The sequence below is a fragment of the Kordia sp. E genome (assembly GCF_056033805.1).
The window spans coordinates 2,001,247-2,012,801 of record NZ_JBRASR010000002.1 but is presented as its reverse complement, the minus strand read 5'-3'; the positions used below and the strand labels follow the sequence as shown (position 1 = coordinate 2,012,801).

At 34.5% G+C, this 11,555-nt stretch carries 9 protein-coding genes and 1 tRNA gene; 1 reads left to right on the top strand and 9 read right to left on the bottom strand.

The window, feature by feature from the left end; genetic code table 11:
- Positions 1 to 5 precede the first annotated feature (5 nt).
- A complete protein-coding gene (locus ACUUYC_RS12100; RefSeq protein ID WP_474266126.1) occupies positions 6 to 824 on the top strand; it encodes a T9SS type A sorting domain-containing protein in 819 nt (272 codons plus the stop codon).
- A 710-nt stretch (positions 825 to 1,534) separates the two neighbouring features.
- On the opposite strand, the gene ACUUYC_RS12095 is transcribed toward ACUUYC_RS12100, so the two are convergent.
- From ACUUYC_RS12095 to murD, 9 genes are all read right to left on the bottom strand, one after another.
- Positions 1,535 to 1,608, bottom strand: a tRNA-Arg gene (locus tag ACUUYC_RS12095).
- A gap of 60 nt (positions 1,609 to 1,668) precedes the next feature.
- Positions 1,669 to 2,121 carry a GatB/YqeY domain-containing protein gene (locus ACUUYC_RS12090; RefSeq protein WP_474266125.1) on the bottom strand — a complete coding sequence of 151 codons (453 nt, stop codon included), beginning with the start codon at positions 2,119 to 2,121 and terminating at the stop codon, positions 1,669 to 1,671.
- 99 nt (positions 2,122 to 2,220) lie between these two features.
- The gene (gene ftsZ / locus ACUUYC_RS12085) at positions 2,221 to 4,161 is read right to left on the bottom strand and encodes a cell division protein FtsZ (protein WP_474266123.1); all 1,941 of its coding nucleotides are present in this window, start codon (positions 4,159 to 4,161) and stop codon (positions 2,221 to 2,223) included.
- 21 nt (positions 4,162 to 4,182) lie between these two features.
- Entirely contained in the window at positions 4,183 to 5,538 is a 1,356-nt protein-coding gene (gene ftsA / locus ACUUYC_RS12080; RefSeq protein WP_474266122.1) for a cell division protein FtsA, read from the bottom strand.
- A 3-nt stretch (positions 5,539 to 5,541) separates the two neighbouring features.
- Complete coding sequence (locus ACUUYC_RS12075; RefSeq protein WP_474266121.1) at positions 5,542 to 6,261, bottom strand: cell division protein FtsQ/DivIB; 720 nt, start codon at positions 6,259 to 6,261, stop codon at positions 5,542 to 5,544.
- Positions 6,262 to 6,365: 104 nt separating this feature from the next.
- On the bottom strand, positions 6,366 to 7,739 hold the full coding sequence (murC, locus tag ACUUYC_RS12070) for a UDP-N-acetylmuramate--L-alanine ligase (protein WP_474266120.1): 1,374 nt from the start codon (positions 7,737 to 7,739) through the stop codon (positions 6,366 to 6,368).
- Positions 7,740 to 7,742: 3 nt separating this feature from the next.
- Positions 7,743 to 8,849: an undecaprenyldiphospho-muramoylpentapeptide beta-N-acetylglucosaminyltransferase gene (gene murG / locus ACUUYC_RS12065; protein WP_474266118.1), complete on the bottom strand. Its 1,107-nt coding sequence runs from the start codon at positions 8,847 to 8,849 to the stop codon at positions 7,743 to 7,745.
- Between the two features lie 123 nt (positions 8,850 to 8,972).
- Positions 8,973 to 10,166: an FtsW/RodA/SpoVE family cell cycle protein gene (locus ACUUYC_RS12060; protein ID WP_474266378.1), complete on the bottom strand. Its 1,194-nt coding sequence runs from the start codon at positions 10,164 to 10,166 to the stop codon at positions 8,973 to 8,975.
- Between the two features lie 16 nt (positions 10,167 to 10,182).
- Positions 10,183 to 11,523 (bottom strand): UDP-N-acetylmuramoyl-L-alanine--D-glutamate ligase, encoded by a 1,341-nt coding sequence (gene murD / locus ACUUYC_RS12055; RefSeq protein WP_474266117.1) that lies wholly within the window; start codon positions 11,521 to 11,523, stop codon positions 10,183 to 10,185.
- Positions 11,524 to 11,555 lie beyond the last annotated feature (32 nt).

The window sequence follows — 11,555 nt, the reverse complement described above, 5'->3', positions numbered from 1 at the left end:
GTATCATGAAACATTTAAACTTAAAACTAGTATATATTGTCATGTTGTGTCTATTTTCTAGCCACCTAAAAGCACAAGACGGATATACATATACACTCATTGACGATGGTCTTTTCAATTATACTATAGCCGCGGTTCCAAATGCGAGTACTTCTAACTTTGCTACTTCTGTACAAAGTTATGGCTTCACTATCATTTTACCCGACGGAGTCACTGCTACAATAACATCTTCTTTAGGAAACGGGGCTGGAGCAACCTTTTTTGACGGAAGTGCCGTTGGACAATCATCCATTGATGGATATCTAATTACCGAAACCTTGGGAAGTCCTGTATCATTACCTGCTCCTGCAAACGGAACTACTTTTCCAATAGTATCTATTCTTGTCGAGGACAGTAATGTGAATGCTGGAGATTCTATTATGATTTTAGCAAATGATTCTGCCTTAGCAACGACAGTTACTCCTTTAAAAAGTTTTATGTCAGCTGATATGATTGATGATGGCTCTGCGATATTCACAAATACAGTAGACGCTAATGCTTCAGGATTATCGGGAACAACTTCATATGTATTTCCCACGTTAAGTACGCCAACTGAAGAATTTGTAGATTTTTCAGTTTACCCAAATCCTACAACAGATAAATTATATATTAATGAAATAAATGGCTTAATAAAAGTAGAGGTTTTTAATATAGACGGACAATTAATCTTAACAAAAGATCATGATTTAACAACTATAAAAATGAGTCATTTACAAAGTGGAGTTTACTTTGTGAAAGTATATACTGAAACAGCTCATAAGGCAATCAAAATAATCAAAGAATAAATAGTTCGTTTACTTTATATGTAGATGATTAGATAACCTTGGCAACTAATTACTATAAAAGTCATCTCAATTGAGATGGCTTTTTTGTTGTGTAGAGACTATAAATTAAACTCTGTCTGAATTTTAAAATATTATTAATCTTATTCAGACAATCATGACACACGAAGAACAATAAGAATTAGAGAAAAAGGCACTTATCAAATAGATAAAAAACTCATTGCACCACTAAAGATACAATTAAAGAACACTTTTGAATACTTTAATACCTCCAATGAGGATAATACAGCACGTTTAAAGTACAATCTAAAAACTATTGATGAAGATATCAATAAAATTGAAGAACGCTTTGTAATCGGTAAAAATGATGGTGAATTATATCAAAAATATGCGAAAAAGTATAATGAAGAAAAAGAAGGAATTCAGAAAGAAATCCAAAAAAATAGTTTAGATAGTTCGAACCTTGAAACTTATATTGATAATTCGATTGATTTACTTTATAACTTACACAATACATGGAGATTAGGAAGTTACAATGAAAAGCAAAAGTTCCAAAAACTCATGTTCCCCGACAGAATCACGTATGATCGAAAAAAAGACGTAGTTCGAACCACTATAACAAATTCAATATCTGAATTAATACATCTATTTTCAAAAGTTTAAGAAAACAAAAAGCGGACAAAAAAACAATAATGTTAATTCGTCCGCTCTTGTGACCGCGAAGGGATTCGAACCCCCAACCCTCAGAGCCGAAATCTGATATTCTATCCAGTTGAACTACGCAGCCTCAATTCCCACGAAAGTGGGAACAGTATTATTTAAATTTTGATTTTATTTGAATGTATAACTAGCTTAAAAGCTTTGCTTTTACAATAGAAGAAATTGTCTTTCCATCTGCTTGTCCAGCTAATTCTTTAGAAACGATTCCCATTACTTTCCCCATGTCTTTCATTCCTGTAGCTCCAATATTATCAATTGTCATGACAACAACTTTTTCTATTTCTTCTTCAGATAATGGCTCTGGTAAAAACTGACTAATCACTTCTGCTTCGTCTATTTCTGGTAAAGCTAAATCTTTACGATCTTGTTCTAAAAATATTGCAGCGCTATCTTTACGTTGCTTTACTAATTTTTGAAGTAATTTAATTTCTTCTTCTTCCGATAATTCTTCTTTAGCACCACTTTGCGTCTGTGCTAATAATATTTCAGATTTTACGGCGCGTAATGCAGTTAAAGCTGTCTGATCTTTGGCTTTCATTGCCGTTTTCAGTGCCGTCATTATATCTTGTTGTAATCCCATGATATCTTTGTTTTAATGCTGTGAAGATAAAAAATTAAACCCGGAAATAGAACAGCAATTCCCGGGTCTAAAAAACATATATAATAGTACTAAATCTAATTAGTCAACGTTATCATGCAAAAAAGAATTATTACTTCTTAGCTGCATATCATCATTACTATCCGTACCTAAACTGGTTCGGGAAGCCGTGTCTGAAGCTTTGTTTTCATTGAGTTCAACTCCTGCTCTTTTGTAAGCTGGTTGTTTCTCAATTTCTTCAATACGTGAGACACTATTATTGAATTTATAGTTAAATTCTTTTAATTTTTTTCTACGTTCGTCAGCTCTATTTTTCAAGCTTTCTTCAATCGTAGCATTGAATGGATCTTCATCAATTACTTCTGATGTTTCTTCATTCGAAGCTACTACTTTTTTCTCAAAAACAATGCCATCTTCAGCAACTTGAGGAATATTTTTTTCAGCAACAGCTTCTTCCTCCATATAATCATCTAAACTGTAACGAGTGACACCTTTGTCATGAACTTCTGTCACAGGAATAACTTCTACGTGATCTGTCACTTCAATAGCATTTACCTCTTCAGAAGTCAATTCAAACTTAACAATGTTTTCTTCTTTTTCAGGTGTTTCCGCTACCGGATTTGCCAAAGGCATATCAAAAGTAAAAGCAATCTGATTTTCTTCCTCTTCTTCGATAGTTTCTGCAACTACAAACTCAGGATCTTTTACTTCTATATCTCTGATTTCATCTGTCATTGATGTGATGATGAATTCTTGTTCAATTTGTGCTTGAGGCGCTTTTACTTCTTCATACACAACATTTATATTCTTAATAATTTCCGAAGTAGGAATTAAGTTTACTATTGCTGTATCATCTACTAATGTATGACGAACTACTTCCACTTTTTTAGGTACAACTTCTTCAGCTGGCTTTTGTGCAGGAATATTTGGTGTAACTATAGAAGTTGATTTTGTTGTTAAATTCTGTACCGCAGGTTGGTCATCTTCTAACGTGTGAATCACCTTTTTAGATTCCGTATTTACAATTTCATCTTGTTGATCAACATCAAAACCTGTTGCAATGATCGTTACCGAAATTGCATCTTCTAAGGTTTCATCTTCTCCAACACCCATAATAATGTTTGCTACACCGCCTGCTTCTGTTTGAATATGATCGTTGATTTCTCCGATTTCATCAATCGTGATTTCTTCTGAACCAGAAACGATAAGCAACAGTACGTTTTTAGCTCCTTCAATTTTGTTGTCATTTAACAATGGAGAATCTAGCGCTTTCATGATTGCTTCATTTGCTCGGTTTGCACCAGAAGCATTTGCAGATCCCATAATTGCTGTTCCACTGTTAGACAATACTGTTTTCGCATCACGTAAATCAATATTTTGAGTATAGTGATGTGTTATTACTTCTGCAATTCCTCTAGAAGCAGTAGAAAGTACTTCATCTGCTTTAGAGAATCCTGCTTTGAAACCTAAGTTTCCGTATACTTCTCTTAGTTTGTCATTATTGATCACGATTAACGAATCTACATGCGAACGTAGTTTTTCAACTCCAATACGCGCTTGTGTATTTCGCATTTTCCCTTCAAACTTAAAAGGAATCGTTACAATACCAACTGTTAATATGTCTTTGTCTTTGGCAAGTTTTGCAATTACTGGCGCTGCTCCAGTTCCTGTTCCTCCGCCCATTCCAGCCGTGATGAATACCATTTTTGTATTGGTATCTAGCATAGTACTAATGTCTTCTATACTTTCCAATGCCGCTTTTTCTCCAACTTCTGGATTTGCGCCTGCGCCCAATCCTTCCGTCAGTGAAACTCCTAATTGAATTTTATTAGGCACTGTACTGTTTTGTAAAGCTTGTGAATCTGTATTACAGATGACAAAATCTACTCCTTTTATTCCTTGTTGGAACATGTGGTTGATGGCATTACTTCCGCCACCGCCTACACCGATCACTTTAATTACATTTGATTGGTTTTTTGGCAAATCAAATGAAATGTTTCCGAATTCTGTGTTGCTACTCATAATTCTTTAACTTGTTTTTTATTATTCTGCGTTATCTAAAAAATCTTTCAACTTATCGGCCCATTTTTCAAAGATCGATTTTCGTTCTTTTTTTGGTTCCGATTGTATTGGAGCACTGTTATTGGTATGTTCTGCGTTATTTTCGATAGACGATTCTTCGCCTGAAATTGTTTCTGTAGGTTGTTCCACAACTTCCTCTTCAACAACGACTTTTGATTGGTTTTCTACTGCATTCATTACTAATCCGACAGCTGTTGCGTATAATGGACTTGCCATTTCTGCATCTGAATCTCCTGCCAAATGTTCGTTTGGATAACCGATTCGGGTATCCATTCCTGTAATGTATTCTACTAATTGTTTTAAGTGATTCAACTGACTTCCACCACCTGTAAGCACTATTCCAGCAATTAGTTTTTTCTTTTGTTCTTCATGTCCGTAGTTTTTAATTTCTAAGTACGCTTGTTCTATGATTTCAACAACACGTGCATGAATGATTTTTGAGAGATTTTTTAATGTAATCTCTTTTGGTTCTCTTCCTCGTAATCCAGGAATTGACACAATTTCATTGTCTTTATTTTCTCCTGGCCAAGCAGATCCAAATTTCATTTTAAGTAATTCTGCTTGCTTTTCTATGATAGAGCAACCTTCTTTGATATCTTCTGTGATGACATTTCCTCCAAATGGAATTACTGCCGTATGGCGAATGATTCCATCTTTGAAAATGGCTAAATCTGTTGTTCCACCTCCAATATCAATTAAAGCAACTCCTGCTTCTTTTTCTTCTTGACTTAGTACTGCATTCGCTGATGCTAAAGGTTCTAAAGTGATTCCGGCTAAGCCTAATCCTGAACTTTTCACACATCTTCCTATATTTCTGATCGATGATACTTGTCCAACAACCACATGAAAATTTGCTTCTAGTCGTCCACCATACATTCCGATTGGCTCTTTTATTTCGGCCTGACCGTCTACTTTATATTCTTGCGGAAGCACATGAATGATTTCTTCACCAGGAAGCATTACTAACTTATATACTTGATTGATTAGTAAATCAATATCTTCTTCATCTATTACTTCATCAGCATTGGTACGCGTGATATAATCACTATGTTGTAAGCTACGAATATGCTGTCCTGCAATTCCAACAACAACTTCCGTTATTTTCAAATCAGACACACTTTCTGCTTCCTGTACTGCTTGCTGTATGGATTGAATTGTTTGTGTAATATTGTTTACGACACCACGATGCACCCCAAGACTCTTAGATTTTCCTAATCCAAGAATTTCGAGCTTCCCGTATTCATTTTTTCGCCCAATCATTGCCACGATTTTCGTGGTTCCTATGTCTAATCCTACTGCGATGTTATTGTTTTCCATGACTTATTTTTTGGTGCACACTACTTGATTGGTAAATTTTAAATCAACTTTCGTATAATCATTCAACGTTTTATCCTTTACAGCTTTTTTATAAAACGCTTTCAAATTACTCACCTTCTTTTCTATGTTTTCAATTTTCCCAAATAACACAACGAAATCATTCGCTCTTAATTTTAGATTGAATGTAAAATTTTCATTTTGCACAATGGTGATGATATTCTTTTTCAAAAAATCATCTTCAGCAATATATTTTGCTAACGTATATACATTTTTTAACGCTTTTTTATCCACTTTTCCTTCCACAAATGGAACACGAGCAGCAGAAACTGTAGACAAAGGCATCGCCTTCCCTTCAGAATCTATATAAAAAGAGTCTTTGTTTGCGATACGCGCAATTGGTGTTCGCTGTTTTATTTTTGCACCAAGAGTCCCATTTACAGATAGATACACTTCTGCATCTTGAATCATTTCGTTCGTTCGTAAACGTTCTTCTAGAACATCCAAATCTAACTGATCTTTTCTTATGTTCGTAACACTATCGCTATTTTGTATTAACAATTTATTAACCATCGAACGTGTGATGAAATATTGCTCTCCATCCAAGAATTTTATGACTGGATTTCCAACCACACGCGTTGCGTTTCTGTTCGCCGAAAAAGCATACAAAAATATCAATACTGCAACGATTGCAATTCCTTTTATGAGGTTCCAATTAATTTTCACACGTTTAAATTTTATTATTTTAAACTAAATATTAATTATAAAATTGAGAACGTGTGTAACCACTTCGTTCTCTCATTAAGAATTTTAAATATTTTCATCATGAATTAATTTTTAAATTTCTTAATGTTCGTTTCAACTGTTAATATATTTTTTATTTTTTCTACTTCTGCTCCTATATCACCAGCACCAACCGTTAGTAAAACTTCGGTATTAATGTTAGCAATATGATCAATCAAGTTTTCTTTTTTGATTAATTGTTTTTGATCGTTATTTATTTTACTCAGTAACCAACTTGATGTAATTCCTTCCATTGGCTTTTCCCTTGCAGGATAAATGTCTAAGAGAATAATTTCATCAAACTGTGCTAAGCTTTCTGCAAATTCATCTGCAAAGTCTTTCGTTCTACTAAATAGATGCGGTTGAAATATTGCCGTAACTTTTTTAGCCGGATACATTTCGCGAACTGCCTGATGCAATGCATTTATTTCCGTTGGATGATGCGCATAGTCATCTATGAATGCAAAATTATCCGTTTTGATTTGATATGAAAATCTTCGTTGTACACCTTTGAAACTTTTCAAAGCTTTAGCGAGGCGGTCGGTTGGGGTTCCTATTGTATCCGCCATCGCGAAAGCTACTAGACCGTTTAACAAGTTGTGTCGTCCGGGCAAATGAAATTGTATATCTTCTACAATTGTTGTAGGCGTTACAATGTCAAAAACATACGCACCATCTTTAATCCGTATGTTTTTTATATGATAGTCTGATGTTTCTTTGAATCCGTATTTGATTCCAGCTAATTGAATATCTTCTTGTACAAATAGTTTTCCGTTAGGTTTTATTCGTTTTGTAAATTCAATAAACGAATCGAGCAATGCTTCTTTTTCACCATAGATATCCAAATGATCTGCATCAGTTGATGTAATACAAGCAATATCTGGCGAAAGCTGTAAAAACGAACGATCAAACTCATCTGCTTCTACCACCGTAATTTCGTTTCCTTTTAGAATTAGGTTAGAATTATAGTTTTCTGCAATTCCGCCTAAAAAAGCCGTCACATCAACTTCTGACTCTGCTAATAAATGCCCTAATATGCTAGAAGTTGTGGTTTTCCCATGTGTTCCCGCTACACCAAGACAGAAAGTATCTTTTGTAATTAAACCAAGTACTTCCGCTCTTTTGTATATGCTGAAATCGTTTTCACGGAAATAAGTTAATTCCGTATGCAAATTTGGAACAGCTGGCGTATAAATGATAATCGTATTTTCTTTATTGAGATACGTTTCTGGAATTTCAGCTACAGCATCTTTTGTAGAAACTTTAATTCCAAGCGCTTCCAAACCGTTCGTAATTTCAGTTTTGGTTTTGTCGTAACCCGCTACATTTTTATTATTGAATTTAAAATAGCGTGCCAAGGCAGACATGCCGATTCCGCCAATGCCTACAAAATAAACGTTATGTATATTTTTTAAATTCACTTTTTATTTATTCAATAATTTTTCTACTTCGTCTACGATTCTCTCAGTCGCGTCTGGCAATGCCAATTCTTTTATTTTCTCTCCTAAATCAGTTTGCTTTTTTTCTGATTGTATTAATGCTTCAAATGTTGTTTCAAATTGCGTATCTAAGTCTTTTTCTCGAATTAAGATTCCTGCATTTTTTTCAGTTATTGCCAACGCATTTTTAGTTTGATGATCTTCTGCAACATTTGGCGATGGAATGAATATTACTGGTTTCCCCACAATACATAATTCCGAAACTGAACTTGCGCCTGCACGTGAAATGATCACATCTGCCGCAGCATATGCCATGTCCATTTTGTTTACAAATTGATGCACTTGTACATGCGCCAACTCATTGTGTTTTTTATATTCATCGTAATAGAACTTTCCGCATTGCCATATCAATTGTACATTTTGTGCTGCGAAAAAATCAAGTTCTTTTTCTATGAGTTGATTGATTCTTCTTGCACCTAAACTTCCACCAATAATTAAGATTGTTTTTACACCTTCTTGTAATTGAAAGAATGTTTTCCCTTCTGTTCTTTTACTTTTTATTTCTAATAAATCTTGTCGCACAGGATTTCCTGTTTTGATGAGTTTCCCTTTCGGGAAGAATCGCTCCATATGATCATATGCAACACATATTTTTTGCACTTGCTTTCCAAGTAACTTGTTTGTGATTCCGGCATAGGAATTTTGTTCCTGAATTACCGCAGGTACTTTTTTACACGAAGCAACTTTTAGCAATGGACCACTTGCAAATCCACCAGTTCCGATTACGACATCTGGTTTGAATTTTTTTACTATTTTTCGTGATTTCCACAAACTACTTATTAGTTTGAAAGGAAACATCATATTTTTAAGCGTTAATTTTCGTTGCAATCCTGAAATCCACAAACCTTCTATTTTGTAACCTGCTTGTGGTACTTTTTCCATTTCCATTCGGTCTTCTGCACCTACAAATAGAAATTCAGATGCTGGGTAACGCTTTTTTAATTCGTTCGCAATTGCAATCGCAGGATAAATATGTCCTCCTGTTCCACCTCCGGATAGTATGATTTTATATGATTGTTTTTGCTTACTCAATGTTTGTTGTTTTGATCACTCTTTTATTATTTGTTGATTTAAAAGTTATATAGAAACATAAACTTTTAAACTTATCAACTTTCTTCTCAATACTAATACCTCAATACTCATGACTATTTCTACCTAGAGCGCTTCACTTAGAATTGCTAATGGGTTTTCTTCTTTTTCTTTTTGCTCTAGTATTTCTTCGCGTTTCGCACTTACACTTAACACAACTCCTATTGCCAAACACGTCATCCAAATTGATGTTCCTCCACTACTTATTAAAGGCAACGTTTGTCCCGTTACCGGAAATAGTTCTACCGCAACTGCCATGTTTATTAATGCTTGAAATACAATTGGCAATCCGACACCAATGGCTAGTAATTTACCAAATATGGTATCTGCCTTGTGCGCCACAATCACAATCCGAAAAAGTAATAACATGTATAAAAAGAGCAACGATAAAGCTCCAATTAGACCATATTCTTCCACAATGATTGCATATATAAAATCTGAAGAACTTTGTGGCAGTAAGTTTTTCATAACACTTTTCCCTGCTCCAACTCCAACAACGCCACCACTTGCAATTGCAATTTTTGCACGTTCTATTTGATAGTTTGCTTCTGATTTTTCGCCACTACTAAAATTTTCAATTCTTTTTACCCATGTATCAACCCTATTTGGAAAAGCGTTTGGAAATGCTTTTGCTGCTAGAATAAACATCGTCAAGCTCAATAAACCAACTCCAATAATTCCTAGTAAGTATTTCCAAGGATAACCTCCTAAAAAACATAGCATCACTACCATTGAAAAGATGATTCCTGATGTAGAAAAGTTAGCTGGCAATATTAAACCAACTACTAAAAAAACGGGTACCCATAATGGTAAAATTGTTTCTTTAAATGTAACTACCTTGTCTTTGATTCTTGATAAATATCTGGCTACATAAATCATCAATACAACACTCGCTAATGTTGATGTTTGAAATCGTATTCCAACAAAAGGAATTCGCATCCAACGACTTGCATTTGCACCTCCAATTGTATTTCCTTGTGCTAGTGTATATACTAGAAAGATTAGCACAATTGGAATCATTATAATCGACAATCCTTTAAAATAATGATATGGCATTTTATGCACACCATAGATGATTGCAAAACCTAAGAATAAATGTGACGCATGCTTGATGAGAAACTTCAATGTGTTACCATCTCCGTATAGATACGCCAAGTTACTACTTGCGCTGTATACAGGTAAAAACGAGAATAGCGCCAGCAAGGCAACTACTGCCCAAAGCGCTTTATCTCCTTTTATATTTTTAAAGATGGTATTCAACATATATTATTCCTTTTTACAAACTTCTTATAGCTGCTTTAAATTGTCTCCCTCTGTCTTCATAGTTTTCGAATAAATCAAAACTTGCACACGCTGGAGACAGCAACACATTATCTCCTTTATCAGCAATTTTATGCGCCATTTTTACCGCTTCATTCATTGAAGTTGTTTCAACCATTAAGTCTGCAACTCTTCCAAATGATTCAATAATTTTTGAGTTGTCAACTCCTAAACAGATAATTGCTTTTACTTTTTCATGTACTAACGGCAACAAATCTGAATAATCGTTTCCTTTATCCACGCCTCCAACAATCCAAACCGTTTGTGTTGTCATGCTTTCCAATGCATAATATGTTGCATTGATGTTTGTAGCTTTGGAATCATTGATGTATTGAACGTTTTGAATTTTTAATACTTTCTCCAAACGATGTTCAACACCTTGAAATCCTGACATACTTTCACGTATGGTTTGTTTTCTGATGTTTAATAGTTGCGCAACTGCTGATGCAGCCATTGCATTTTTTACGTTGTGTTTACCTTCTAGTGCTAGCGAGTCCGTCGGCATAGTTATTGTCTTATTTTGTATCGTTAGTATTATATTTTTATCTTCTATGTATGCGCCATTTTCAAATTTTTTCTCTAATGAAAATGGTATTAATATTGATTGAACAGGATGTTTTTTTAACCAGTTTACAATGACTTCATCGTCTGCATCATAAATTAGATAATCATCCGATGTTTGATTCATTGCAATTCTGAATTTGGAAGCGATATAGTTTTCAAACTTGTATTCATATCGATCTAAATGATCAGGTGTAATGTTTGTAATGATGGCAATATGTGGTTTGAATTCCACAATTCCATCGAGCTGAAAACTGCTTAATTCTAACACATAAGAATCAAAATCTTTTTCTGCAACTTGTTTTGCAAAACTGTCTCCAATGTTTCCAGCCATTCCGACATTGAGTTCACCTTGCTTTAATACATGATTCGTCAACATTGTTGTGGTTGTTTTTCCATTACTTCCGGTAATTCCGATAATAGTTGCTTCCGTGTATTTAGCAGCAAATTCTATTTCAGAAATCACAGCAACTCCGTTAGCAACCAATTCTTTTACCAATGGAACCGTATCTGGAATTCCAGGACTTTTCATTACAACATCTGCATTTAGAATTTTAGCTTCCGTATGCTGTTGCTCTTCCCATTCAATTTCAATCTGATTCAGAACGTTTTTGTAATGCGCTTTGATTCTTCCTTTATCAGAAACAAATACTTCATAGCCTTTTCGCTTTCCCAAGATTGCAGTTCCTACACCACTTTCTCCTCCTCCTAATATGACTAATCGTTGTTTTGACACTACTTATTTATGTTTATTCGTTTGCTTGTTTT

Bases quoted from the DNA above. Each gene is read 5' to 3' on its own strand.
- ACUUYC_RS12100 (WP_474266126.1), top strand. From the start codon at position 6: ATGAAACATTTAAACTTAAAACTAGTATATATTGTCATGTTGTGTCTA.
- ACUUYC_RS12090 (WP_474266125.1), bottom strand. From the start codon at position 2,121: ATGGGATTACAACAAGATATAATGACGGCACTGAAAACGGCAATGAAA.
- ftsZ (WP_474266123.1), bottom strand. From the start codon at position 4,161: ATGAGTAGCAACACAGAATTCGGAAACATTTCATTTGATTTGCCAAAA.
- ftsA (WP_474266122.1), bottom strand. From the start codon at position 5,538: ATGGAAAACAATAACATCGCAGTAGGATTAGACATAGGAACCACGAAA.